This window comes from Erwinia persicina (assembly GCF_019844095.1).
GTDB lineage: Bacteria > Pseudomonadota > Gammaproteobacteria > Enterobacterales > Enterobacteriaceae > Erwinia > Erwinia persicina.
This window is the reverse complement of the sequence record NZ_CP082141.1, coordinates 2,053,500-2,078,941: the sequence shown is the minus strand read 5'-3', so window position 1 is coordinate 2,078,941 and position 25,442 is coordinate 2,053,500. Positions and strand designations below refer to the sequence as shown.

At 55.3% G+C, this 25,442-nt stretch carries 21 protein-coding genes; 6 read left to right on the top strand and 15 right to left on the bottom strand.

Going from position 1 to position 25,442, the window contains the following annotated elements; genetic code table 11:
• Positions 1–76: 76 nt before the first annotated feature.
• The 13 genes from K6L24_RS09300 to K6L24_RS09240 form a co-directional block, all read right to left on the bottom strand.
• Positions 77–1,633: a methyl-accepting chemotaxis protein gene (locus tag K6L24_RS09300; protein WP_187509023.1), complete on the bottom strand. Its 1,557-nt coding sequence runs from the start codon at positions 1,631–1,633 to the stop codon at positions 77–79.
• 110 nt (positions 1,634–1,743) lie between these two features.
• On the bottom strand, positions 1,744–3,423 hold the full coding sequence (locus tag K6L24_RS09295) for a methyl-accepting chemotaxis protein (RefSeq protein WP_222682219.1): 1,680 nt from the start codon (positions 3,421–3,423) through the stop codon (positions 1,744–1,746).
• 153 nt (positions 3,424–3,576) lie between these two features.
• Positions 3,577–5,241, bottom strand: a complete 1,665-nt coding sequence (locus K6L24_RS09290) for a methyl-accepting chemotaxis protein (protein WP_062746334.1) — start codon at positions 5,239–5,241, stop codon at positions 3,577–3,579.
• A gap of 215 nt (positions 5,242–5,456) precedes the next feature.
• Positions 5,457–7,127, bottom strand: a complete 1,671-nt coding sequence (locus K6L24_RS09285) for a methyl-accepting chemotaxis protein (RefSeq protein ID WP_062746336.1) — start codon at positions 7,125–7,127, stop codon at positions 5,457–5,459.
• A 369-nt stretch (positions 7,128–7,496) separates the two neighbouring features.
• On the bottom strand, positions 7,497–7,994 hold the full coding sequence (gene cheW / locus K6L24_RS09280) for a chemotaxis protein CheW (protein WP_062746338.1): 498 nt from the start codon (positions 7,992–7,994) through the stop codon (positions 7,497–7,499).
• A gap of 24 nt (positions 7,995–8,018) precedes the next feature.
• Complete coding sequence (gene cheA, locus K6L24_RS09275; protein ID WP_062746341.1) at positions 8,019–10,019, bottom strand: chemotaxis protein CheA; 2,001 nt, start codon at positions 10,017–10,019, stop codon at positions 8,019–8,021.
• A gap of 10 nt (positions 10,020–10,029) precedes the next feature.
• Entirely contained in the window at positions 10,030–11,061 is a 1,032-nt protein-coding gene (gene motB, locus K6L24_RS09270) for a flagellar motor protein MotB (RefSeq protein ID WP_062746343.1), read from the bottom strand.
• Positions 11,058–11,942, bottom strand: coding sequence for a flagellar motor stator protein MotA (motA, locus tag K6L24_RS09265; RefSeq protein WP_062746345.1), 885 nt, complete (start codon positions 11,940–11,942; stop codon positions 11,058–11,060). The genes motB and motA overlap by 4 nt, the downstream gene beginning before the upstream one ends.
• Before the next feature lie 129 nt (positions 11,943–12,071).
• The gene (gene flhC / locus K6L24_RS09260; protein WP_062746347.1) at positions 12,072–12,650 is read right to left on the bottom strand and encodes a flagellar transcriptional regulator FlhC; all 579 of its coding nucleotides are present in this window, start codon (positions 12,648–12,650) and stop codon (positions 12,072–12,074) included.
• On the bottom strand, positions 12,650–13,003 hold the full coding sequence (gene flhD / locus K6L24_RS09255; protein ID WP_062746350.1) for a flagellar transcriptional regulator FlhD: 354 nt from the start codon (positions 13,001–13,003) through the stop codon (positions 12,650–12,652). Before flhD ends, flhC begins: the two co-directional genes overlap by 1 nt.
• Positions 13,004–13,968: 965 nt before the next feature.
• Complete coding sequence (gene otsA, locus K6L24_RS09250; protein ID WP_062746355.1) at positions 13,969–15,399, bottom strand: alpha,alpha-trehalose-phosphate synthase; 1,431 nt, start codon at positions 15,397–15,399, stop codon at positions 13,969–13,971.
• A 4-nt stretch (positions 15,400–15,403) separates the two neighbouring features.
• A complete protein-coding gene (otsB, locus tag K6L24_RS09245) occupies positions 15,404–16,183 on the bottom strand; it encodes a trehalose-phosphatase (RefSeq protein ID WP_062746358.1) in 780 nt (259 codons plus the stop codon).
• A gap of 187 nt (positions 16,184–16,370) precedes the next feature.
• The gene (locus K6L24_RS09240) at positions 16,371–17,594 is read right to left on the bottom strand and encodes a cyclic di-GMP phosphodiesterase (RefSeq protein WP_191931124.1); all 1,224 of its coding nucleotides are present in this window, start codon (positions 17,592–17,594) and stop codon (positions 16,371–16,373) included.
• 368 nt (positions 17,595–17,962) lie between these two features.
• Between K6L24_RS09240 and K6L24_RS09235 the strand changes: the two genes are divergently transcribed.
• The 3 genes from K6L24_RS09235 to malI all read left to right on the top strand — a co-directional run bounded on the left by K6L24_RS09235 (position 17,963) and on the right by malI (position 21,473).
• Positions 17,963–18,694, top strand: a complete 732-nt coding sequence (locus K6L24_RS09235; RefSeq protein ID WP_062746362.1) for a YoaK family protein — start codon at positions 17,963–17,965, stop codon at positions 18,692–18,694.
• Between the two features lie 203 nt (positions 18,695–18,897).
• Entirely contained in the window at positions 18,898–20,397 is a 1,500-nt protein-coding gene (locus tag K6L24_RS09230; protein WP_191927372.1) for a PTS transporter subunit EIIC, read from the top strand.
• Positions 20,398–20,456: 59 nt separating this feature from the next.
• A complete protein-coding gene (malI, locus tag K6L24_RS09225) occupies positions 20,457–21,473 on the top strand; it encodes a Mal regulon transcriptional regulator MalI (protein ID WP_062746367.1) in 1,017 nt (338 codons plus the stop codon).
• Between the two features lie 4 nt (positions 21,474–21,477).
• On the opposite strand, the gene K6L24_RS09220 is transcribed toward malI, so the two are convergent.
• On the bottom strand, positions 21,478–22,371 hold the full coding sequence (locus tag K6L24_RS09220; protein WP_222682218.1) for an ABC transporter six-transmembrane domain-containing protein: 894 nt from the start codon (positions 22,369–22,371) through the stop codon (positions 21,478–21,480).
• A 96-nt stretch (positions 22,372–22,467) separates the two neighbouring features.
• Between K6L24_RS09220 and K6L24_RS09215 the strand changes: the two genes are divergently transcribed.
• On the top strand, positions 22,468–23,058 hold the full coding sequence (locus tag K6L24_RS09215; protein ID WP_062746372.1) for a TetR/AcrR family transcriptional regulator: 591 nt from the start codon (positions 22,468–22,470) through the stop codon (positions 23,056–23,058).
• Positions 23,059–23,134: 76 nt separating this feature from the next.
• Positions 23,135–23,437 carry an EthD family reductase gene (locus tag K6L24_RS09210; protein ID WP_118663995.1) on the top strand — a complete coding sequence of 101 codons (303 nt, stop codon included), beginning with the start codon at positions 23,135–23,137 and terminating at the stop codon, positions 23,435–23,437.
• Between the two features lie 83 nt (positions 23,438–23,520).
• Here the strand turns inward: K6L24_RS09210 and hemB are convergent, their stop codons facing one another.
• On the bottom strand, positions 23,521–24,501 hold the full coding sequence (hemB, locus tag K6L24_RS09205) for a porphobilinogen synthase (RefSeq protein WP_062746377.1): 981 nt from the start codon (positions 24,499–24,501) through the stop codon (positions 23,521–23,523).
• A 233-nt stretch (positions 24,502–24,734) separates the two neighbouring features.
• On the opposite strand from hemB, the gene K6L24_RS09200 reads away from it, so the two are divergent.
• Positions 24,735–25,295, top strand: a complete 561-nt coding sequence (locus K6L24_RS09200) for an NADPH-dependent FMN reductase (RefSeq protein WP_062746380.1) — start codon at positions 24,735–24,737, stop codon at positions 25,293–25,295.
• Positions 25,296–25,442 lie beyond the last annotated feature (147 nt).

The window sequence follows — 25,442 nt, the reverse complement described above, 5'->3', positions numbered from 1 at the left end:
CATCCTGCAAAGCGCGGATAAGGGTATTATTAGGGTGTCTCGTTCCCGCCGGTCTTCAGACCGACGGGATCGCTATTTAGTCTGCACGCTCATCCAGTGCGAAGCGGCTGACCGCCGCTGTCAGATATTCTGCCTGTGCTTCCAGTGCCCCCGTGGCGGCCGCGCCCTCTTCCACCAGGGCGGCGTTCTGCTGGGTCACCTGGTCCATCTGGCCTACCGCCAGTGCAACCTGTTCAATACCGCGTCGCTGCTCGTCGCTGGCGGCGGCAATTTCGCCCATGATGTCGTTCACCCGGTTGACCGACTGGAGAATCTCATCCATCGTTTCCCCGGCAGACGCGACCTGCTTCGCCCCCTGATCGACCCGGCTGACCGACTCTTCAATCAGGGATTTAATCTCTTTCGCCGCCTGTGCGCTGCGCTGGGCAAGGTTACGCACTTCTCCCGCGACCACGGCAAACCCGCGTCCCTGCTCACCAGCGCGGGCCGCCTCTACCGCCGCATTCAGCGCCAGAATATTGGTCTGGAAGGCAATACCGTCAATGACGCTGGTAATGTCGGCAATCCGTTTTGAACTGCTGGCAATCGCGTTCATGGTGGTGACCACATTACCGGTCAGTGCGCCGCCTTTGTGCGCCGTACCCGATGCCTCCCGCGCCAGATCAGAAGCCTGACGGGCGTTATCGGCGTTGGCAGACACCGTGGCCGTCAGCTGCTCCATACTGGCGGCCGTCTGCGCCAGCGACGCCGCCTGCTGCTCGGTGCGGGCGGAAAGATCGTTGTTACCGGCGGCGATCTCGCCAATCCCTGTCTGCATGGCGCGACTGCCGTCACGCACATCACGCACGGTCGAAGACAGTGCCTGCTGCATATGCTGCAGGCTGGTGAACAGCTGGCCCAGCTCGTTGCGGCTTCCCGCTTCCACTTCGCCGTTCAGGTTACCGGAGGCAATGCGCTCAAAATGGCTGCGCATCCGCGCCAGTGGCGCAATCAGCGCCTGCTTCACCCACCACAGCGCGGCCAGGGTCACCAGAAGTGACAGGGTCACTGAGACCGCAAAAATTACCTTCGACTGGAAGTAGAAACCTTTGCTGGCGGTCCCGGCGTGATCACGCAGTTCATCGATGTGTTTCATCCAGCGCTGGTACTGCACCTGGAACTTGTCCTGCTTGCCCTGCGTCGGAGAGTCAAGAAACGCCTGCAGCTGATTGTTCTGCAGCCAGGCGATCAGCTGTGACAACTCGCTGTAGTAGACGTCATAGGCCGCCACAATATCTTTTTCCAGTGCCATCCCTTCGGGGGTGACGACAGGGATCGCTTTAAATGCTTTAAACGCTTTATCGGCCCGATCGAGGTCGCTCTGCGCTTTGGTCATCAGGCTGACCACCTGCTCACGCGGGACATTCAGTGCCGCACGGGTGCCGGCACGACTCAGTGTCACACGGGTGCTGAGAAGCGCAGCCCAGCTTTCACCCAGCGCGTCGCGCTGGTCACCGCTGATTTCAACCTGATGAATATTGTCTGCATCCAGGCGGAAAGAGTTAAATGACAGTCCGCTGGCGGCGATCTGCATCAGGCAAAACACGCCAAGCAGGGCGATGATGGTGCCAGATATACGTAAACGACCTAACATTGCGCACTCCCCGGAAATGTCACCTGACACAGGCAACAAAAAAGATTCTTTTTCATCGGGCCGCCCGTTTACCGGGCTGGCCTCTTGTAGCGTTATAGTGGGTTCAGAAATTAAAACGTTTCCCAGTTATCATCTGATTTGCTGGCCGGCAGCGCTTTACGCGCAGCAGACGGAGGTGACAGCAACGGAGAAACCTGCGCCCTGTTGTTATTAACGGCCGCGATGACATTTTCTTTACGAATTCGGAAAACAGCGACAGCCTGAGTCAGACGGCTGGCCTGATCTTCCAGCGAGGCGGCAGCAGAAGCAGACTCCTCCACCAGTGAGGCATTCTGCTGAGTCACGCGATCCATCTCGTTAACGGCGGTGCCCACCTGGTCAATACCCCGGCTCTGTTCGTCGCTGGCAGAGGCGATCTCACCCATGATATCGGTGACGCGGGTGACCGCGCTGACGATGTCTTTCATGGTTTCCCCGGCGCTTTCCACCAGCACCGAGCCGGTATCCACGCGCGACACGGAATCTTCAATCAGACCCTTAATCTCTTTTGCCGCCTGCGCGCTGCGCTGGGCAAGGTTGCGTACTTCTCCGGCCACCACCGCAAAACCACGGCCCTGCTCGCCGGCACGGGCGGCTTCCACCGCCGCGTTCAGCGCCAGGATATTAGTCTGGAAGGCAATGCCGTCGATCACGCTGATAATATCGGCGATTTTCTTCGAACTGCCGGCGATGTCATTCATGGTTTTCACCACGCCATCCACCACTTTGCCGCCCTTCTGCGCGGTTTCCGAGGCGCTGAGGGCCAGCTGGGACGCCTGGCGGGCGTTTTCAGCGTTCTGTTTCACCGTTGAGGTCAGCTGCTCCATGCTGGCTGCGGTTTCCTGCAGCGCGGAGGCCTGCTCTTCCGTGCGTGAAGAGAGATCGTTATTGCCGGCTGCAATTTCACTGGCTCCGGTGTAAATGGCATCAGAGCCATCGCGTACCACGCTCACCGTCTTCACCAGTTCCTGCTGCATATGCTGCAGGCTGGCTGCCAGCTGGGCCATTTCATTGCGCCCTTCCGTGTCGATCTGCTGTGTCAGGTCGCCACTGGCAATATGACGAATATGGTCAATGCTGGCTTTCAGCGGACGTAATAGGATCTGGTGGATCCCCGTCCAGACGGTGGCAATGATGATCACCGACACCAGCAGAATGGTCAGCAGGACCCAGATGGCACGCTGATAGGCGCTCTCATTCTGCGCCGAACCGGCTGCCAGCATGCCATCGGTATTTTTCAGCCAGACGGTATAAGCCTGCTCAAACCCGTTCTGGAAACCGGTCGTTGGCTGATCCACGAAGCCTTTAAAATCACCGCTGGTCAGCATCTGAATCAGCTCGATTAACGCACCGTGCAAAATCTTGTAGTTTTCATTCACACTCTGCACGTGCGGCAGGCTGAGCACGTCAGGTGGCAGTTCTTTGTTGAACTCAGCGAATTCCTGCTCTGCCGTCGCCAGCTGCGATTTCGCCAGCGCCACCAGTTCGGCCACCGTCGATCCCGTTCCCTGGCCTTTTTCATCCAGCAGATAACGCGTTGCCGCACGGTTCAGCGTGTTGCGTGTTTGTACCAGTGCTATCCATGCAGAGGTCAGATTGGCCTGCTCGCGACGAATCTGTTGGGTGAGACTAAAGTTTTCCTTATCGCCTTTCAGAGACTGGAAAAACAATCCCCCGGAAATTAACTGCAAAGAACCAAATATTACCAGGACCAGCATCAGGCTGGTCACCACTTTCATACGCTTGAACATACCTTTCCCCAGTTGGATAGCTACTGTGATTTATCGGCAGTCATAGCGGGATCTTTACCGGGTTATGCACAAAGCCCGCAGAATAGCGGGCTGGGGAGTCAGTTCGTCTTTTTTTTAAGCATATCGGGGCTGAGAACCGCCCCGTCAGCATGGCTAGAAGGTTTCCCAGTGATCCCCGGTGGCGGCAGGTGCCGCCAGCTTCGGCGCCGCGGCGGCGCTCAGAGCGGGCCGTTTCAGCACTGCAGCCGGTGCCGTTTTCTGTTGGCTGAGGCGGAACACCGCAACAGCCTGAGTCAGACGACTGGCCTGATCCTCCAGCGAGGCGGCGGCTGAAGCCGACTCCTCCACCAGCGAGGCATTCTGCTGGGTCACGCGATCCATTTCATTAACGGCGGTGCCCACCTGGTCAATCCCCCTGCTCTGCTCGTCGCTGGCAGAGGCGATCTCACCCATGATATCGGTGACGCGGGTGACCGCGCTGACAATATCATTCATGGTTTCCCCGGCGCTTTCCACCAGCACAGAACCGGTATCCACGCGCGACACGGAATCCTCAATCAGCCCCTTAATCTCTTTTGCCGCCTGCGCGCTGCGCTGAGCGAGATTGCGCACTTCCCCGGCTACCACCGCAAAACCACGGCCCTGCTCGCCGGCACGGGCGGCTTCCACCGCCGCGTTCAGCGCCAGAATATTGGTCTGGAAAGCAATGCCGTCGATCACGCTGATAATGTCGGCAATTTTCTTCGAACTGCCGGCGATGTCATTCATGGTTTTCACCACGCCATCCACCACTTTGCCGCCCTTCTGCGCGGTTTCCGAGGCGCTGAGCGCCAGCTGGGACGCCTGGCGGGCGTTTTCAGCGTTCTGTTTCACCGTCGCGGTCAGCTGCTCCATGCTGGCAGCCGTTTCCTGCAGCGCCGAGGCCTGCTGCTCAGTGCGCGAGGAAAGATCGTTATTCCCGGCGGAGATTTCGCTGGCTCCGGTATAAATGGCGTCAGAACCGTCGCGCACCACGCTCACCGTGCGGATCAGTTCATCCTGCATATGCTGCAGGCTGGCTGCCAGCTGCGCCATTTCATTACGCCCTTCCACGGTAATCGGCTGTGTCAGATCGCCGCTGGCGATACGGCGAATATGTTCAATGCTGGTTTGCAGCGGACGCAGCAGGATATGGCGAATTCCTGTCCAGACTCCGGAAATGACCATCAGCGAGACCACCAGTGCAATACCGAGGATCCAGATCGCCTGCCCGTAAGACCGCAGGTTTTCTTCCGCACCCGCAGCGGCCTGAGCATCATTATTCGTCAGCCAGGCGTCGTAGGCATGGGCAAAACCATCCTGATAGCCCTGGGTAGGTTGATCAAAGAATTCATTAATTTTCCCGGCATTCATGAGCTGGATAAGCTCACTCAGCGCCGAGTGGAGGATGTCATAATTTTTCTGGATAGCCAGTACGTTGTCGGCCGTCTTTCCCTGTTCTGTCAGGCGGGAATTCCACAGCGCATAATTTTTTTCTGCCAGGGTTAACTGCCCCTGCGCGTCGGCCAGCAGCTGCTTCACTGCTTCGCTGATCCCTTCACGGTTAGCATCCAGGGTGTAGCGGATACCCGAGCGATTGAGCGTGTTACGCGCCTGAATCAGCGCGATCCAGGACTGGTTGAGTGCGGACTGTTGCAGACGAAGCTGCTGGGAGACGGCGAAGTTGTCTTTATCGCCTTTCAGGGCCTGGAAGAATAAGCCCCCTGTGATGAGCTGTAATGAACCAAAAAACACCAGCACCAGGATCAAACTGGTGACGACCTTCATACGCGTAAACATAATGTTCCTTATTAAACAGTTGACGCTGCTGTTATCGGCAGGCGGCTGCGGATCTTTATGTGGTCGCGTTGCGGTTAAGGTAGTCAGTTATCTGGCGCTGAGCGGAATGAGCACCATGAAACATTCCGTTATTATTTCATTACAGCACTATTATCAGGTTAATCTTCCGTACGGGCGGCCGACGTTAAGGCCGCCCTCTGCCGTTCAACGCACGGTCAGAACGTTTCCCAGTGGCTGTCTGAGGCCGTTGCGGAGGCAGCCTGTGGCTTGCTGAGTGCCGCCGGCTTCAGTACCGGACGCTTCAGCGGTGCCGGGGCGACGCTTCCCTGACGGGCAATGCGGAAGACGGCGACCGCCTGAGTCAGTCGGCTGGCCTGATCTTCCAGAGAGGCCGCTGCCGAAGCAGACTCTTCAACCAGAGAGGCGTTCTGCTGGGTCACGCGATCCATTTCGGTCACCGCCGTGCCCACCTGGTCAATACCCCGGCTCTGCTCGTCACTGGCGGAGGCAATCTCCCCCATGATATCGGTGACGCGGCTGACGGCATTAACGATATCCGTCATGGTTTCGCCGGCAGTTCCTACCAGTACTGACCCGCTGTCAACACGCGCCACGGAGTCTTCAATCAGGCTCTTGATCTCTTTCGCTGCCTGAGCACTGCGCTGGGCGAGGTTACGTACTTCCCCGGCCACCACCGCAAATCCACGGCCCTGTTCGCCGGCACGGGCGGCTTCTACCGCTGCATTCAGTGCCAGGATATTGGTCTGGAAGGCAATGCCGTCAATCACGCTGGTGATATCGGCAATTTTCTTCGAACTGCCGGCGATATCATTCATGGTTTTCACCACGCCATCCACCACCTGTCCCCCTTTACGGGCGGTTACCGACGCATTCAGCGCCAGCTGCGAGGCCTGACGGGCATTCTCCGCATTCTGTTTTACCGTCGCGGTCAGCTGTTCCATGCTGGCAGCCGTCTGCTCCAGCGAAGCTGCCTGCTCTTCGGTACGCGCAGAGAGATCGTTGTTACCCGCAGCAATTTCACTGGCACCGGTATAGATCGCATCAGATCCGTCACGGACAACACTGACCGTTTTTACCAGTGACTGCTGCATATCCTGCAGGCTGGAGGCCAGCTGAGTCATTTCATTACGACCTGTCACGGCAATATTTTGCGTCAGGTCGCCTTCTGCGATGGAACGAATATGGGTAATGGTCGACTGCAGAGGACGGATCAGAATGTTACGCAGTCCAAACCAGCAAAGGATAATCAGCGCAACCACCAGGGCCATCACACCCGCAATAGTCCACAGCATATTGATATAGGCTTTCTGGTTCTGCACGGCTCCTTTTGCACTTAACTGATTCTGCAGCGTGCGCCATTCTGTGTACACCTCCTGCATAGCAATCTGTTTCTTTTCAATGTTCTGCTTGAACATCGCATCCAGCTGCTTGTTCTCCATCTGTCCGGTCATCGCTTCCAGCGCCTGAACGTAATCGCCATAGCGCTGCTGAAGGCGTTCGGTCAGTTGGGGATCGATGCCGGGGGTCGCTGGGGTAGCCTGAAAAGCCTCATAGGACTTCTGCGCGGTCACCAGCTGCTGTTTGGCCTGTGCACTCAGCGTGTCGAGTGAGGCGCTGCTACCGCTGTTGGCGGCTTCACTCTGGATGCGCAACATGCCACGGTTCAGCGTGATACGGGTCTGGTTGAGCGTGACCCACGCATCGGTAAACAGCGAGACGTTATCATTGGCTGTTTTGGAAACGGCAAAACTGTTTTTGTCGTGGGTAAGCGCGTTGATAAACAGGCCGCCCGCGGCCAGCTGTAAAATGCCGAAAATCAACAGCACCAGAATCAGACTGGTAACGACTTTAATACGCGAAAACATAGGTAACCTTTGGTGTAATTTATGGAATAACACTGGGGGTATCGGTCGGGAGACGGCAATCTTTATGCTGTGAAGAGTTAAATAACTAAAAGAGGCAGAGGTGCCGATTTTCCTCCTTTTTTGGGACTGACCCGGGGTGTAACCCTGCTCTTTACAGGGGTAAGGAAGGACAATAAAGCTGACGACAGAGCATCTTGGTTAGCCGTTTCGTGAAGTGTCATACAGCACCGCTACACTCACGGCGTCAGGCAAGAGAATGCAAATAAAGCGAGGGGCAATGAGCGAGGTAAAACTTTTCGCGGTTAACATCAGTGGCAGAACGGGATGAGGGTAATAACAGAGCGGATCGACGATCCGCTCTGTTGACGATTATGCGCTACGCAGCGTATCCATCAGCGCCATCTCTTCGCTGCTTAACAGCTTCTCGATGTCGACGAGGATCAGCATACGCTCACCGAGCGCCCCCAGACCGGTCAGATATTCGGTCGACATGGTGACGGCGAACTCCGGGGAAGGCCGGATCTGATCCTGCGTCAGGGACAGCACGTCAGACACGCCATCCACAACGATACCGACCACGCGCTGTTCCAGATTCAGCACTATGACCACGGTATTGTCGTTATAGACCACACCCGGCTGTGCGAACTTGATGCGCAGGTCAATAATCGGCACGATCACACCGCGCAGGTTAGTCACGCCCTTAATAAACGCCGGGGTGTTCGCGATACGCGTCACCTGATCATACCCGCGGATTTCCTGAACTTTCAGGATATCGATTCCGTACTCTTCGTCACCCAGCGTAAACACCAGGAACTCCTGACCCACGGTTTCGCCGGCGAGTTTAGTGACAGTGGCCATTCCAGTCATAATTCTACCCTTAATCAGTTATTGTCAGGCTGCGGCTCCCGCCACACGCTTTTCACGGTTCAGAGACTGCAGTGCAGAGACATCGACAATCAGCGCTACGCTGCCATCCCCAAGGATGGTGGCGGCGGAGATGCCCGGCACTTTGCGATAGTTGCTTTCCAGGTTTTTCACCACCACCTGGTGCTGACCAATCAACTGATCGACCAGCAGCGCATAGCGTTTCCCGGCACTTTGCAGGATAACGACAATCCCCTGCGTGGCTTCGGTTTTGGCCCCCTGGACCTCAAAGACGTTCCACAGCTCAACCAGCGGCAAATATTCTCCGCGAACTTCCAGCACGCGTTCACCGCCTGCCAGCGCTTTCAGGTCATCCGCCAGCGGCTGCAGGGATTCCATCACCGCATTCAGTGGCAGGATAAACACTTCATTTGCCACGCGGACGGACATGCCATCAAGGATGGCCAGCGTCAGCGGGAGCAGGATGCGGATCGTGGTGCCTTTACCCTGTTTAGAGGCGATTTCAACGTGTCCGCCCATCTCCTGGATATTACGTTTCACCACGTCCATCCCGACGCCACGGCCGGAAACGTCCGTGACCTGCTCGGCGGTCGAGAAGCCCGGCGCGAAGATCAACATGCCGACTTCTTCATCGCTCATCGATTCGCTGACCGGCAGTCCGGAAGAGAGGGCTTTCGCCAGAATACGTTCACGGTTCAGGCCGGCACCGTCATCAGTGACTTCGATGCAGATATTGCCGCCCTGATGTTCCGCAGACAGGGTCAGATTCCCGACCGCATGTTTGCCTGCTGCCTGACGTTTTTCCGGGGTTTCAATCCCGTGATCAAGGCTGTTACGCACGAGGTGCGTTAACGGGTCAATAATGCGTTCGATCAGGCTCTTATCCAGTTCGGTCGAGCTGCCCATCAGGGTCAGTTCCACTTCTTTACCCAGCTTGCTGGCCAGGTCACGTACCAGACGCGGGAAGCGGCTGAAAACGTATTCCATCGGCATCATACGAATCGACATAACCGATTCCTGCAGATCGCGGGCATTACGCTCCAGCTGTCCCATGCTGTTCAGCAGGTCACCGTGGTTAACCGGGTCAAGCTCTCCCGAACGCTGCGCCAGCATCGACTGGGTGATCACCAGCTCACCAACCAGGTTAATCAGCTGGTCAACTTTCTCTACCGCCACGCGGATACTGGTAGATTCACTGACTTTAGGGTTCGCCGCTTTCTTCGCGGGTTCACGCTTCAGCTGGACCACATCACTGACGGCAGCCAGCTCAGGTTCAGCCACGGCTTCCATCTCAGCCTCAGCCTCGACAGCCGGCGCATCGGTCATCGCGGTGGCAATATCGACCACATCGGCCTGCGGGAAGTGGATCTGTGACTCATCAATCACAAAGCACAGTACCGCAACGATGTCGTCTTTACCCACGGAGGAGTCCAGCGTGGCTTCCAGGAAGTTGGCGCCTTTCACCGCATCAGAAACCGTACCCAGATTGCCCAGTTCTTCCAGCATCAGATCGGCTTCATTGGCCTTCAGCGCTGTCAGCTTAATACGCAGACCGCTGGAAGAAACAGACGTCGCTCCTCCCGCAGGCGCCGCAGAAATGTCAGAGACCGGGGCTTCGCCCTTCGCTTCCAGTGCCAGCTGGCGCAGAGCCTGACAAATGTAGGCGAACGTAGCGGCATCGGGCTCCGAGGCGGTTTTATACGCATCCAGCTGTTCCTGCATAATATCTTTGGTTTCCAAAAACAGGTTGATGATATCGGTACTGAGCTGCATTTCGCCGCGGCGCGCACCGTCAAGAATGTTTTCCAGAATATGCGTGGTTTCCTGTAATACAGTAAAACCAAAGGTACCCGCCCCGCCTTTAATCGAGTGGGCCGCACGGAAGATAGCGTTAAGCTGCTCCGAATCTGGTTCCTGTGGGTCTAAACCCAACAGGTGTTGTTCCATGTCCGCCAACAATTCATCGGCTTCATCAAAGAACGTCTGGTAAAAATCGCTGATATCCATGCTCACGGTATCACCTCGGCTGTGAGTCGCGATCGGTCTGGGTCGTCGGTGCCGGTGCGGCCGGTAACGAGGTTACCGGTGCAGCGGTACTGACAGACTCAGCCTGTGATTGTTGAGGGTCTTGGTTTGTTGTGGCTGTGGAAGGAACTTCCGGCGCCGCTATCTGTTTAAGGCTACTTGCATCATTAATCTGTACCGCATCACTTTCAGCATTTTCCCGCTCAATCTGAGCTTCAGTGTCGTGGTTCAACACCAGCAGACTGATGCGTCGATTTACCGAGTCGTTTCCGCCACGATTTTTCAGTTTCATGGTGTCAGACATGCCCACCACGCGCAGCATCTTGCCACCGTCCAGACCTCCGAGAACCAGCTCGCGCCGCGACGCATTGGCGCGGTCCGCAGAGAGTTCCCAGTTACTGTAGCCACGGTCGCCCCCGGCATACTGAAAATCATCGGTATGGCCCGCCAGGCTGATTCGGTTCGGAATATCATTCAGAATCGGGGCAATGGCACGCAATATGTCGCGCATATAGGGTTCAACCTCTGCGCTACCGGTTTTAAACATCGGACGGTTCTGGCTGTCAATAATCTGAATACGCAGCCCCTCTTCCACCATGTTAATAATCAAATGGGGACGCAGGGCCCGCAGACGGGGATCGGCTTCAATCAGCTGATCCAGCTTCTCACGCAGGCGGTTCAGACGAATCTCCTCCAGCTTGCGTTTCTGCGCATCCATATCGACAACTTTATGCACCTCACCGCTCTTTTCCGTCGGGTCCTGGCCACCGCCAGGAATAGGGCTTGAACTGTCACTGCTGCGCTGACCGCCGGTTAACGCCACTTTCAGCGGCGTCTTAAAGTAATCGGCAATCTGAATCAATTGTTGAGGACTTGAGATTGAAATCAGCCACATCACCATAAAAAAAGCCATCATTGCCGTCATAAAGTCGGCGTAGGCGATTTTCCATGAACCGTGCGAGCCGGCATGTTTATTCGACTTTTTCCGCTTTACCAGCACAATGGGGTGATTGTTATGCTTCATGCGTCTTGGTCCGAAGTCTGCTTAGTGGATTTTGCATTACGGACATGCTCCTCCAGCTCGGTAAACGACGGTCGGTCGGTTGAGTACAACGTCTTGCGACCAAACTCCACCGCAATCTGCGGGGCATAACCGTTGAGGCTGGAGAGCAGCGTGACCTTAATGCACTGCATCATCTTGGTGTTCTCTGCACACTTCTGGCGTAATACCCCCGCCAGTGGAGAGATAAAACCGTACGCCAGCAAAATCCCGAGGAAGGTTCCCACCATGGCGTTAGCAATCAACGCACCCAGCTCTGCTGCCGGTCGGTCTGCAGACGCCAGGGTATGGATAACGCCCATCACGGCAGCAACAATACCGAACGCGGGCAGGGAATCCCCCATGGTGGCCAGTGCCGTCGCTGGCACATCACACTCGTGCTCGTAGGTTTCGATCTCTTCATCCATCAACGCTTCAATCTCAAAGGCATTCATATTGCCGCTGACCATCAGGCGTAAATAGTCGGTAATAAAGTCCACTAATCTTTTATCGGCAAGAATGCGCGGGTAATTAGCGAAAATCTCACTTTCCTGCGGATTTTCGATATCCCGCTCCAGCGACAGCATCCCCTGCTGACGGGACTTGGCCATCAGGCGATATAGCAGCGCCATCAGATCCATGTACACGGCCTTGTTATATTTCGAACCGCGCATCAACAGAGGTAATGCTTTGACCGTCGCTTTAATCGCTTTGCCGTTATTACCGACAATAAAGGCACCAATGCCCGATCCGACAATGATCAGGACTTCTGAGGGTTGGTATAACGCGCCCAGGTGGCCGCCGACCATTGCGAAGCCGCCTAACACCGACCCGAGGACAAGGATATAACCCAATATAATCAGCACGAAAAATCCTTACGCTGTAAACGTGTGGGTGGGTGGAACCAGATTATTCAGGCAGGGACACCAGACGTGGGCAAAAAAAAAGCAGCGGTCAAAGACCGCTGCTGGATTCACTCCACGTGGCGAACACTATTAAACGGCTTGTTTAACCTGTTCATCCAGCAGTTGTGAATTGTTATCGGCAGTTTCTGCGATAAGTTTACGTCTTTTTACCGCCCTGGAAGGTGGCTGGCAAAGACTGCAGGTAAAGCTACCAATGGGCTGATGCGCATGATTAATAAAGCTTCCGCCACAGCACTTGCAGCCGATTAATTCCAGCATTCCACTTTCGACAAACCGGACCAGGGTCCAGGCGCGTGTCAGCGCCAACAGCGGGCCCTCGTCCTGTTGTGGGCACTGCTCCAGGTAGAGGCGATACGCTTTAATAACGGCCTCAACTCCGGTGCATAACCCGGTTTTCACCAGGAACTGCCAGGCATTACAGAACATAGAAGCATGGATATTTTGCTCCCACGTCATAAACCAGTCGGTAGAGAACGGCAGCATTCCTTTAGGGGGCGGGCTACCGCGCAACTCTTTATACAGTTTAATTAAACGACCACGGCTTAACTGCGTTTCGCTTTCCAGCATCTGCAGACGGGCACCCAGAGTAATGAGTTCCATTGCCAGCTGAATATCACGTGCTTCCTGAACAATACTTTTTTCGCTCATCAGCTCGCTGCCCTCTTTTTCGGGGTTTCTGTATCTTTCGATACATCTCGTAATAAACGGCTGGAGAGCAGGATACCCGTATGGATCTGCTGCAGGTCGTCCACGCGTGATTCCTGAGTTAAACGACTAATTGACTTGTGGTCGTTGAAACGGAACTGGCACACCAGTTGATTGGTTTCTGCCAGCTTAACCATCTCAGGCAACGTCAGACCGGCAAGGGCATCGGCCATTGGCTCATCAATACCTAAGCGGAACATTGCAGAGGCTTTTTCCTGGTTAATTAAACGTTGTGCGAGTAATAAATAAGACAAATTGATGTCGTAAATATGTTTGAGTAATTCTGATGTACCCATTTTTTTTTCCATCCTGACTGACACTACTTTTAACGTGTGCGGCTTAAGCCGCTACCATGGTTGCTGGTTGGTAAATCTAAAGATGGCAAAAAATTAGTGGCAAACGCCAAACGTATAAAAAAGCTGTCTTGTTTTCGGTGAACCAAGCCAGGAAATAATCATGAATTCATTTTGCCAGTGGCCATTCCTGAGCCATCTCATCCCTGACTTCTTCCGTGACTTCTTGTTACATTCTTTTAGGACTATTCCTAAAACAACGCAACTCTATCCCCTCTGATCGCGACATACAACGAGAGCCAAGCCAAATTTTAGATAAAGTGTGACGCAGGTCACACTTTTAAGGCAAATACTTCCTAAAAACCCATCAGTAACGCTGTTGATTAGCTCACTAACTAACCATTATGGTCATTTTTTGTAAATTTCAGCTCATGAGCAACCATTAGCCAGGTGAAACAGGCATCTGTGGAACATTAAAGCGAAGCGGGCTGGATGTCTTACGAGTTGATAGAGAATAATAGTCACTTAAGCGCAACTTAACAGGATTTTATCCTGAACAATGATGCTTTGAGGGCAGGATGAGATAGTTACTTACGGTGAATATTTGCACGCCATATGAAGGCAGAAATGTGACACAGCTCAGGTTTTTTAAAGGAAGTGATAACGGAATGTAAGCAGTTAGCCCCTAATGTTTAGGGTCTGCCAGAAGATGTAAACAGGAGTTACATAAGAGACATGAATGTTTAAGCGAAAACTCTAAGAATATCCTTATGATTATCGACAACCCGCGCGGAATCTTTAGGGAAAAGTGGATTTATTCGATTTTTTGTGGGCTGGGCGGCTGTTTTTTCAACAATTATCCGCATAAATTACGTAGCAGCGGTGATGGATGGTTAAGCGGAGAGCGAAAAAAACAGGGGGCAACGCCCCCTTTCAGTTACCTTTCTTATTTATACTGGTCCGCCTGATCAGGCAAGTTTCGGGAAAGCGGCCACATTATTCTCCTTTTCAATGGCCCTCCCCTGAATCGGCAGCGCCTGCAGGTCCTGTAGATAGCTTTCCCGCCAGTGGGCGATATCATTCTGACGCAGCACGTTCATCATATCGTTATAGCGTGAGATACGCTCCGTGCGTGACATGGTCAGCGCCTGATTCAGTGCAGCGGCGACCTCGTCGCGATCGTAAGGGTTAACAATCAGCGCCGATGTCAGCTCGTTGGCCGCCCCGGCGAAGCGCGACAGCACCAGCACCCCCGGGTCATCCGGGTCCTGTGCAGCCACGTACTCTTTTGCCACCAGATTCATACCATCACGCAGCGGGGTGACCAGGCCGATATCGGTCAGCCGGAATATTTTCATCAGCAGGCGGCGATCGAAATGCTGATTGAGGTAATAGAGGGGCGTCCAGCCCAGCGTACCGTACTTACCGTTGATACGCCCGGCTTCGGTTTCCAGCTGATGACGAATATCCTGGTAGGCCTGCACGTCACCGCGCGACGTCGGGGCAATCTGTGAGTAGCGAATCTTGCCGCGATGTTCCGGGTAGTTCTCCAGCAAGGCCTCGTAGGCAAGAAAGCGCTCAGGCAATCCTTTGGAGTAATCCAGACGCTCACAGGCGATAATGTTTTTTGCATCACCCAAATCTTTTTTCATCGCCACCATCTTCGGCGGCAGCGGTCCTTCTGCCATCTCTTTGATGCTGTCCGGCTCGATGCCAATCGGATAGACCTCGGTAGTGAAGCGATTGCCGAATGCCCGGTGCTGTTTGCCGTCGCTGTTCAGTGTGGTCTGCAGCGCCACGCACTCCAGGAAGGCGATACGGTCGCTTTCGGTCTGGAATCCCAGCAGATCGTAATCACACATCATCTGCAGCAGATCGGCATGAGGCGGCAGCGCGTTGAAAATCTCCGGCGTCGGGAACGGAATATGCAGGAAGAACCCAATACGGTTATTTACCCCCAGTTTGCGCAGCTCGGCGGCAAAGGGCAGCAAATGATAATCGTGGATCCACAGCACGTCATCTTCCTGCAGCAGCGGCACCAGACGCTGCGCCAGCTGGGTATTCACCCGCTGATAGCCGTCCCATGCCTCGCGCTGGAAATTCACCAGATCCAGACGGTAATGGAAGGCAGGCCACAGCACGGCATTGGAGAACTGCAGATAATAGAGATCATAATCATTCTGGTTCAGACCGAAAGAGGCATAAGTGATGCCGTCCTGCTCCAGCATACTGAGCTCTTCTTCATCCTCACCAATTTCAGTGATATCTCCATTCCAGCCGTACCACACGCCTCCCGTGGTCTTCAACGCGTCGACGATCCCGACGGTGAGCCCTCCTGCACTGGCCTTACTGCCATCCGGGATAGCAATACGGTTAGATACGACAACTAAGCGACTCATAACCTTAACTCCTTACTGACGTTGTAACGTCTTCATCTAGTTTTATTCGTGCCTGTTCCAGCCAGTGATACACCGCGGCAACATCGCTGAGATGGCCCTGCGCTGCGCTGGTTCCGGCACCGACTTTAATTGAGATGCCCTCCATGGCATTGACCACGTTAAACCCTGCCTCGTCGGTCAAATCATCTCCCAGAAAGACCGGAACTCGTCCGGCAAAAGGAGGGTGCTGCATAAATTCTTCAATAGCCGCGCCTTTATTAACGCCTCGCGGCTTCAGTTCGACCACGCATTTACCCGGCTGCTGTACCAGTTCAGGGAAACGCGCCACCAGCGAGTCGGCCAGCTGCTCTACGGCCTGCTGGTGCTGGGGGGCCTGTCGGTAATGCAGGGCAAAGGCCATGCCTTTACTTTCGAGTTGAGTACCCGGCAGTACCGCCATGGCGGTGTTCAGCGCCTGGCTGAGCGCGGTCACGGTGGCGGGCTGCAGGCGAAGACGCGATATGTGCCCTTCGCTGTTGCGTCGCTCCGCGCCGTGTACACCGGCCATGGGCAATACCAGCGGAGACGCCAGCGCATCCAGTTGTTCTATCGGACGACCGGAGATCAGTGCCACGGCCCCCTCGCAGCGCTGTGCCAGCCGGTTGAGGTTATCCAGCACCTGCGCCGGAATAGAAACCTCGTCAGGGCGTGGCTTTATCGCTGCCAGGGTGCCGTCCACGTCGAAGAAAAAGGCATAACGGGTTGCCGCCAGCAGGGGGGGAACGAAATCTGTTTGGGTTGTCACACATTCCTCCTGAGTAAACGATCGGGAGATGCTGCTGACAATGAGGGGGACAGCGGTCGTCTGACGAGCGGCGGTGGTGTCAGGCCTGTCGTCAGACGTAGTCGAGGGCAGCAGTATCGCGGCATCGGCCCTCAGTGCAGACAACATCATCGTAAAGTATAGCGGGGTTTCCAGAACCTGCCAGAAATCATGCGCTAACTGGCTGCTGCCACAAAGAATTCACATCAATGTCCGGCCAGCCGTTGGCCTCTTCCGGGCCGACAATATTATCTTCACAGTAGAGACTGGCGAGATCGATAATATGCGGCGTCAGCCGCTTTCCGCTGTTCAGGGAGAAGAATACGCAGATTTTGGGTTGCAGTAAGGAGTGCTTGCCGGGTTCCGTTACCACGCCGAGCCGCCCGGAAGAGAGACGTACCAGCGATCCAACCGGATAGATCCCAACGGCCTTTACAAAGGCGTAAAGCAGTTTACGGTCGAAATGCCCGGGCCAGCTGGCCATCTGGTGCATGGCGCTGGCCGGATTCCAGCCCGCTTTATAGGGCCGGTCGGAGGTCACGGCGTCGTAGACATCACAGATAGCAGCCATGCGTGACAACAGGGAAATCGCATTAGCACGAAGCCCATGGGGATAACCGCTGCCGTTGACCTTTTCATGATGATGCATCGCCACATCCTGCAGATCATCACCGGCGCCACTCAGCCGCAGGATCTCAGCACCGGCCACCGGGTGATGCTTCATCAGATCGAACTCTTCTTCCGTCAGTTTGCCGGGCTTATTCAGGATGGCCAGCGGAATGGCCGCTTTACCGACGTCATGCAGCAGCCCTGCCATCCCTGCCCTTTTCTTCTGTGCTTCGTCCAGCTCCAGCTGATCGGCCAGCGACAGCATCAGCGCACATACCGCCACTGAGTGAAGATAGGTGTAATCATCATGGGACTTGAGACGGGCGACGCTGAGTAACGCTGCCGGATGACGGTTAAGCGAACCGGCAATATCATTGACCAGCGGGATCGTACTTTGTGCATCAATCGTCTTACCCAGACGTGCATCGCCAAACATGGCCATCACCGGGCCTTTTGCCGCGACACAAATTTTTTGTGCCTGCGCCATTTCGCTTTGCATGGTCACCGCGCTGTCCGCCGCTACAGGCGGCGGCATATACACTGCAACCGGTTCAGTTTCTGCCGCTGGCACCGGCTCTTCTGCGGTGATGCACCGCTCGGCAGCCCGCCCGCGGGACAGATCAATCCACACCTCACGCACGCCACTCTCCTGAATGGCCTGGATCTGGCGCGCCTCAGTCAGCAGCATCTCATTATGGACTAACGGGTGCTTAAGCCAGAACACGTCCAGCTTGTGTAAAAACATCCCGGTTTGCAGCTCTTGCACTGCAATACTGATAATCATCCGGTCTCCCCCTGACAGTATGCATTCCATTCCTTCTTACTATCGGCAGATGATTAAAAAACATGCGGCGCGGCGGCGTAAACAGCGATGAAATATCGCAGTCTTGCTGGCATTTGTGCTCAGGATCACACCTGCAGTCTGTTCTGCAATCCCCCCGTCAGTCACAGCAACGCCGCCCGGGGTAGCAGGATTTACTGACAGGAATTGAATAAAAAAGACGAAAACTCACCGTCACGATAGGAGCTGTCTGGAATAGTGGAAAAATCTCTGGCGAAAGCAACAGGCGACGCGCCGATGCGCTACATTGCCTCCTTACCTGCGCTGCGGTCTCACTGCCGCACCGTTTTTACTCAGGGGAGCTGATAATAATGTTAGACATGATGATAAAAAGAAAACGCGAACGCCGGCACACGGAAGATCGCTACCTGGCGCTGGTGCTGGCCACCAGCGCAGGACTTCTTAATGCGATGGCGCTGGGGGCATTCGGCATCTTTCCGTCACATATGTCAGGAAACACGTCGCAGCTCTCCTCGGAAGTCTCCAGCGTGGATATCCGTGATATGACGTTTCTGCTGGCAATGATCGTCGCGTTTGTTATCGGCTGTATCAGCGCGCGCCTGCTGGTGATTGTCGGTATTCGCAATAATATCCGCACCATCTTCAGCCTGATCCTGCTGATGGAAGGTATGCTGCTAATGGCCATGGCGGCCTTTGAGCTGCTCTACTACTCCTCGGCCAATAACCGTGAGGCCCTCGTTTTTCTCGGATTTTTAATGGGGATCCATAACGCCACCTCCACGCAACTTTCTAATGGCCGCGTGCGTTCCACCCATATTACCGGCACGCTGACGGATGCAGGCATTGCACTTGGTTCTTTACTGGCCGTCCTCTTCCGCCACGATCCGTCGAAGCAGGTCACCGCCCAGCGTAAACAGTTTATCACCCACCTGGTCACCCTCTTTTCCTTCCTGACAGGAGGCATCGCGGGTTTGCTGCTGTTTAACCAGTTTGGTTTCGGGTCGATGATTGCCGTCGGCGCCTTTCTGGCGATCATCGCCATCGGTGCCGTGGTGCTTACCGTGAACCTGGCACGCAGCTAGTCCTGCCATTTACATTCCCCCCTTCTGGCGCGGCTCTTTTCAGAGCTGCGTCATAAAATAACAATTTGATCTGACCCGGCGTGATATTTTCGTTGCGTCAGCAAACCCGCTCAATAACTATAGGTAGAACGTTCTACTAAAACGTTCTACTTAAATAATACCTGCCCCATTACTCTTAAAACTCTGTCCCAGCGGGAGACACTATGCGTTTTTTTACCGGGTTCTTTAAATCGCTTTCCAGATTATCAATGATAGGCCGTGCGCTGATGTTGCCCATCTCACTGCTGCCTGCGGCCGGGCTGCTATTGGCGTTCGGGGATAAGTTTCATCTGCCCCTGATGATGAATGCAGGGGGGGTGATCTTTGATAACCTGCCGCTGCTTTTTGCCGTTGGCTCTGCCGTCGGTCTGGCGTCTGAATCCGGGATTGCGGCCCTGGCCGCTACCGTGTCCGTCCTGATCACCAATATGACCATCGGCACCGTGATGCAAATCACCCCGGAAATGGCCGCCAGCGGTGGGAAATACGCGATGGTCATCGGCATTCCCACCTTACAGATGGGCGTGTTCGGCGGGCTGATTTGCGGGGTGCTGGCGGCCTGGTGCTATAACCGTTTCCATACGCTGCAACTGCCTGAGTTTCTCGGTTTCTTTTCCGGTAAACGCTTCGTCGCCATTGCCACCGCCTTCCTTTCTTTCCTGCTTGGGCTGGTGCTGCCGCACATCTGGCAGCATATTCAGGCTGGCATTGATGCGCTGTCCGTGGTGGTTAACGGGGATAACCAGGCGCTGTCGACCTTTATTTTTGGTCTGGTCGAGCGTGCGCTGATCCCTCTTGGACTGCATCACATCTGGTATCCCTCTTTCTGGTACTCCTTCGGCGACTACACCACCCAGGCCGGACAGGTTATTCACGGCGATCAGACCATCTGGTTCAAAATGCTGGAAGAAGGGACCAAATCCTTTAGCAGCAATACCTATCAGAACGCCGGTAAGTTTATGCAGGGGGAGTTCCCGCTGATGCTCTTCGCCCTGCCAGCCGCCTGTCTGGCGATGTACCATGAAGCCAACACCAAAAACAAAAAAATCGCTTCAGGTATCCTGTTTTCGGCGGCGCTGACCTGCTTCCTGACCGGGATCACGGAGCCGGTAGAGTTCACCTTTATCTTTGTGGCACCGATACTGTATGTCTTCAACGCCATTATGGCGGGCCTCTCCTATATGTGCATGTACCTGCTGGACGCACATATTGCCAAGTCATTCTCTGCCGGTCTGATCGACTACATTTCATTCGGCATCCTGCCGTCCTTTAATGGCTTCCAGACTCACTATCTCAGCGCGGTGATCGTCGGCGTTCCGATGGCAGCCATCTACTACGTGGTGTTTCGCTTTGTGATCCGCCGCTTTGACGTCAAAACACCGGGGCGGACGGACATCACGGCGAATGCCGGCGACAAAAGTGATGCGGAGCTGGCCACTGAGATCACCGGCCTGCTGGGGGGCAGTAAAAATATCAGCAGCGTCGGAGCCTGCATCACCCGCCTGCGTCTGGAAGTGGAAGACAGCGAGCTGGTAGATAAAGACGGGCTTTACCATCTCGGCGCACGCGGAGTGGTCTTTGTCGGGGATAACGGCATCCAGATTATCTTCGGTGCCCGGGCACAGTTTATTGCGCAACAGATGGCCCCCGTGACCGGGCGTTAACTGGCACAAATTATCGTCTCCTGTATGCTACGGGAGACGATTTTTTTACAGGGAATACAATGAAGAAGGTCAGTATTGTTGATGTGGCAAAACTCGCCGGCGTTTCCGTTTCTACCGTCTCGCTGGTGCTGCGTCAAAAAGGGAAGATCTCAACGCAGACCATTGAAAAGGTCCAGGCCGCCATCACTGAACTCGGCTACGTGCATAACGTGGCCGCGGCTAATCTGCGCGCAAGCACTTCTAATCTGATCGGTCTGATTGTCCGTGACTTCAGCGACACCTTTAACCTGAGAGTGATCACCAGCATTGTGCAGGCGCTGGAGCAGCAGGGTTATATGGTGTTTCTGGCCCATCCCCAGGATGATGAGGCGCGGCTGGAACAGTGTCTGCTCTCTTTTACCCGCCAGGGGGTGGCCGGGGTGATCTACCTGACCAGCAGCACCACCCGGCAAACGCTACCTGGAGCGGTTAGACACTGCACGCTGCCGCTGGTAACCGTTTCGCAGGCGATGATCGAAGGGCAGTATGATCTGGTGATGCGCGACAACCGGCAGGCCGCTGCGCAGGCGACCCGCTACCTGATCGAACGTGGCCACCGTAATATTGCTTATATCGGCGGTGAGGAAAACGGTCTGATCCGCGACCAGCGGCTGGCGGGCTATCGTATGGCCCTGCAGCATTATGGTCTGGTCTATAAGGAAGAGTTCACGCCCGCCTGCCTGGAGGAGACGGACGCAGCACGCCTGGCGACCCGGCGACTGCTGGAAAGCAATAACAAGATCACCGCCCTGCTGTGCCACTCTTCCCATGCGATCATTGGCTGCCTGAACGGTATTCATCAGGTAGGCCGTACCGTGGGGAAAGATGTGTTTCTGACGCAGCAGGTCTCCCTGCTGGGCTTCGAAGATATGTTACAGATCAACCTCAGCTCCCCTTCCTTTACCTATGTTTCGTCAGCCAGTGATGAAACCGGCCGCCAGGCTGCCGCCCTGATCCTGCGAAAAATCGGGCAGAACACGCTGCCGCCTCAACGCATTGTGGTGTCCGGTGAACTGGTGCTGAGGGAGTCCGGCTAGTGGCTTACAGCCGCCCGGTATTCACCCGTTTGCCAATATCCTTCAGCTGAGAGTACTTCTCCAGCAGCTGCGGGCCATCGTCCAGACTCATGGCAAACATCCACATATAGGTCATTACCGAATAGATATGACCCGCGTCGGTCCCGCCGCTACGGGCCATATGCATCAGGGTAAGACCAAACAGCAGTGCCACCATCACGCCAATAGACAGATAGCCCAGCGCTTCGCGATCGGACAAACGGATGCGCAGCCCTGCCAGCACGCGGTAGTGTCGGATCAGTGAAGGGGTGTTGGCATGGCTGACAAAACGCACTTCCCGCTCCAGGCGGTTATTCAGCCGTCCAAACAGGCGCTCATTTTTATCCGTATAACTGCGCAGGAAAAATGAGAAAAACAGCAGAATGACCAGGCAGGCCACCCCCGTCCAGAATTCAATCACCAGCAGCATCACCGCCGCCCCGCTGATTGACGCCACGCTGGTGATCAGTACCGGCAGGTGTTTTTCAAAGAAGTCGACGAATTCACGCGACAGCGCCACGCGCGCCGCAATAGTGGAATGGGTGTGCCGATCTTCACGCTGCTGCAGGATCACCGGCACCGCCAGTTCAGCATAGATCCGCGCAAAGGTTCGGGTATCCACACTGCGCCTGGCCGCCCCGATGCTCCACATCACCATCACCATCACGGCATAAAGCAGCGCGTGCAGTGGCTGGGCATTCAGCGTGGCATTGATGGCAAAACCCGCCAGCAGCGGATAAAGCAGATAGGTCACATTCTCGGCCACCACCAGCAGTAAGGTGATCATCAGTTTTCGACTGTGGCGGCGACCCAGCCTTTTCAGGGTAGCAGCGGCGCTGCCGGAAACCGCGACGGTTTCCGGTAATTTACAGGTTTGCATGGAGCTCATTTCTGGGTAGGATTATGTTTGAGCGGTTGCTCAAAACTGAAATCAAGTCTATTTGAGCGCTTGCTCAAAGTCAATGCAGGGTCAATGATGAAAGAGTCCCGGGAAGCACTGAAAGCCCGAATTCTGCAGGGTGCGATTGCGCTGTTTATGGAAAAAGGCATTGAAAAAGTGACCACGCGCGAACTGACCGAACACGTCGGCATCTCACGCAGCCACATTTATCACTATTTCCGCGACTGGGAAATGCTGTGTAAAGAAGCAATGACGCTCTACCTACAGCAGGATCGGGAGGATTTTGCCGCCGGCATCACCGGCCTGACGGCTGAACAGCGGCTGACCGCCTTTGTCGCCGGCTATCTGCCTGCCGCAGCCGATGCCGCCTGGCAGCTTTACAGTTCGCTGTGGCAGTTGGCCATTCACGATGAGGAGTGGGCCGCGATCGCCCAGTCAATGATGGAACAATGGCACCGCCTGCTGGGTAGCATTATTCGTCAGGGCATTGCGGATCAGGCCTTTTTCAGCCCGGCACCAGAACGGGTGACACGCCAGTTGAGCGCCATGCTAAATGGCTATGCCGATCAGCTGATTGTCTCCCCCAACCAAGAGGCACATCAGGCGGTGATGCAGGATATTGAAGCCTTTATCACTCTGGCCCTCAGAACGGAACCTAGCCGTTAGCGCTCAATGCGCTAACCCGCTCCGCGTGCCGTTCGCTATACTCGCGTTGTTGCCACTCCCCATTTGAGGAAAAACTGTGATCAAATTCAGCGTACTTTACCCGCGTCAGCCGGGTGCCCATTTCGACCATGATTATTATCGCGACGTTCACCTGCCACTGATCAAAGCGCGTATGGGTTCCGCCTGCCTGCAGTATGAAATTGATACGCCGCTCGACAGCAATATGCCGTTTATCGCCGCCTGCCATATTTACTGCCCGGACAAGGCGACATTTGACAAAGTGATAGCAGAACATGGCGCAGAGTTTACGGCGGATGTGGCTAACTTTACTAACGTGGAGTCGCAGAAGCTGGTATCTGAGGTGTTACGCGTCAATTAACCGGACGGGCAGCGCGCTGTTAACCGCAGCGACCCGTCGGAATGTCTGCAGGCTGGCCGGGAACACCGACCCGCCTGCAACGGTCAGGAAAGGATGTTTTTCTCGGCCAGATCCAGAGCGAAATAGCTGAAAATGATATCGGCTCCGGCCCGTTTAATCGACCCCAGACTTTCCAGCGCGACGTCGATCTCGCTGATGGCTCCCGCCTGCGCGCCAAATTTAATCATCGCATACTCCCCGCTCACCTGATAGGCCGCCAGCGGCAGCTGGGTGCGCTCACGCACGTCACGGAGAATGTCCAGATAGGCTCCCGCCGGTTTCACCATCAGCGCATCAGCGCCTTCCGCTTCGTCGATCAGCGACTCACGAATGGCTTCGCGGCGGTTCATCGGGTTCATCTGGTACGTTTTACGATCGCCCTTCAGCGAGGTGCCAGCCGCTTCACGGAACGGGCCATAGAAAGAGGAGGCAAACTTGGTGGAATACGACATGATCGCCGTATCGGTAAACCCTGCGCCATCGAGAGCGTGACGGATCGCCGCGACCTGACCATCCATCGCCGCTGATGGCGCAATAAAGTCTGCCCCTGCGGCAGCGGCCACCACGGCCTGACGACCAAGGTTAATCAGCGTGGCATCATTGTCCACGCCGTGGTCGTGCAGCACGCCACAGTGGCCGTGGCTGGTATATTCACAGAAACAGGTATCGGACATCACAATCATTTCCGGCACGGTTTCTTTGCAGATACGCGACATGCGCGCCACCAGGCCGTTCTCGTTCCAGGTATCACTGCCGTCCGCATCGGTATGGTGCGATATCCCAAAGGTCATCACCGACCGCACGCCCGCCCTGGCAATGCGCTCAATTTCATACGCCAGGCGTTTTTCAGGAATACGCATCACGCCCGGCATGGCGGCGATAGGCTTATAGTCATCAAGCCCTTCCTCAACAAAGATCGGCAGAGCCAGATCGTTCAGGCTGAGGGTACTTTCCTGAAACAGGGAACGAAGAGATGCAGACTGACGCAGGCGTCGTGGGCGCTGGACTGGAGAATAGCTGGACAAAACAACCTCTGTTTAGCGGGTCATACACTGGTCAACGGCACCGGTGATGATAAACATGAATAGTGCGATAACAGTATACCTCCGGGCGCAGGATGACAATGCCTGTGCGAAACCGGTAGCGCTCCCCGGCACAGAATGATTCATTTTTAGGGGTTGCACGCACAGGAGTGACTTGAAAGCGCAACGCAGATAGCGCTTTATAAAGGAGACTTTTTCTCTATTAGGAAATCCCCATGACTGAACACGCCACGTTAACCTTCGTCACCCTGCTGGGCAGCCTGCGCAAAGCCTCCCTGAATGCTGTTGTTGCCAGTAACCTCCCCGCGCTGGCCCCCGAAGGGGTTGAGATCCACGCCCTGGGGTCGATTGCCGACTTCCCCCATTACGATGCGGATATCCAGGCCGAAGGCTTCCCCCCTGCCGTGCTGGCGATGGGTAAAGCGATTGCGGCGGCCGATGGGGTGATTATCGTCACGCCGGAATATAATTACTCCGTGCCCGGCGCACTGAAAAATGCCATCGACTGGCTGTCGCGCCTGCCGGACAACCCGTTTGCTGATAAACCTGTCGCGATTCAGAGCGCCTCCCCGGGGATGATTGGCGGCGCTCGCGCCCAGTATCACCTGCGCCAGAGTATGGTTTTCCTGAATGCCCGGGTGCTGAACAAGCCGGAGATCATGATTGGCCAGGCCGCCAGCAGGATCGACGCTGACAGTGCCACCGTGACCGATGAAAGCACCCGACAGCACCTGACGGCGCAGCTGGTGGCTCTGGCTCAGGAAGCCCGGCGCTAAAGCCCCCTCCGACAGACAGCTCACCGTCTGTCGGAGCGAATATCGCCTCCCGCCCTTTTTTTTCCTGCATGCCGCTGCCCTCGCGCACATATCTCCCCATGACTGGCGATAAGTTATCTATCCTCTACAGGACAAAATTAAACACGG

Excerpts from the sequence above, each read along its gene's own strand:
- K6L24_RS09300 (WP_187509023.1), bottom strand. The coding sequence starts at position 1,633 with ATGTTAGGTCGTTTACGTATATCTGGCACCATCATCGCCCTGCTTGGC.
- K6L24_RS09295 (WP_222682219.1), bottom strand. The coding sequence starts at position 3,423 with ATGTTCAAGCGTATGAAAGTGGTGACCAGCCTGATGCTGGTCCTGGTA.
- K6L24_RS09290 (WP_062746334.1), bottom strand. The coding sequence starts at position 5,241 with ATGTTTACGCGTATGAAGGTCGTCACCAGTTTGATCCTGGTGCTGGTG.
- K6L24_RS09285 (WP_062746336.1), bottom strand. The coding sequence starts at position 7,127 with ATGTTTTCGCGTATTAAAGTCGTTACCAGTCTGATTCTGGTGCTGTTG.
- cheW (WP_062746338.1), bottom strand. The coding sequence starts at position 7,994 with ATGACTGGAATGGCCACTGTCACTAAACTCGCCGGCGAAACCGTGGGT.
- cheA (WP_062746341.1), bottom strand. The coding sequence starts at position 10,019 with ATGGATATCAGCGATTTTTACCAGACGTTCTTTGATGAAGCCGATGAA.
- motB (WP_062746343.1), bottom strand. The coding sequence starts at position 11,061 with ATGAAGCATAACAATCACCCCATTGTGCTGGTAAAGCGGAAAAAGTCG.
- flhC (WP_062746347.1), bottom strand. The coding sequence starts at position 12,650 with ATGAGCGAAAAAAGTATTGTTCAGGAAGCACGTGATATTCAGCTGGCA.
- flhD (WP_062746350.1), bottom strand. The coding sequence starts at position 13,003 with ATGGGTACATCAGAATTACTCAAACATATTTACGACATCAATTTGTCT.
- otsA (WP_062746355.1), bottom strand. The coding sequence starts at position 15,399 with ATGAGTCGCTTAGTTGTCGTATCTAACCGTATTGCTATCCCGGATGGC.
- K6L24_RS09240 (WP_191931124.1), bottom strand. The coding sequence starts at position 17,594 with ATGATTATCAGTATTGCAGTGCAAGAGCTGCAAACCGGGATGTTTTTA.
- K6L24_RS09235 (WP_062746362.1), top strand. The coding sequence starts at position 17,963 with ATGTTAGACATGATGATAAAAAGAAAACGCGAACGCCGGCACACGGAA.
- K6L24_RS09230 (WP_191927372.1), top strand. The coding sequence starts at position 18,898 with ATGCGTTTTTTTACCGGGTTCTTTAAATCGCTTTCCAGATTATCAATG.
- malI (WP_062746367.1), top strand. The coding sequence starts at position 20,457 with ATGAAGAAGGTCAGTATTGTTGATGTGGCAAAACTCGCCGGCGTTTCC.
- K6L24_RS09220 (WP_222682218.1), bottom strand. The coding sequence starts at position 22,371 with ATGCAAACCTGTAAATTACCGGAAACCGTCGCGGTTTCCGGCAGCGCC.
- K6L24_RS09215 (WP_062746372.1), top strand. The coding sequence starts at position 22,468 with ATGAAAGAGTCCCGGGAAGCACTGAAAGCCCGAATTCTGCAGGGTGCG.
- K6L24_RS09200 (WP_062746380.1), top strand. The coding sequence starts at position 24,735 with ATGACTGAACACGCCACGTTAACCTTCGTCACCCTGCTGGGCAGCCTG.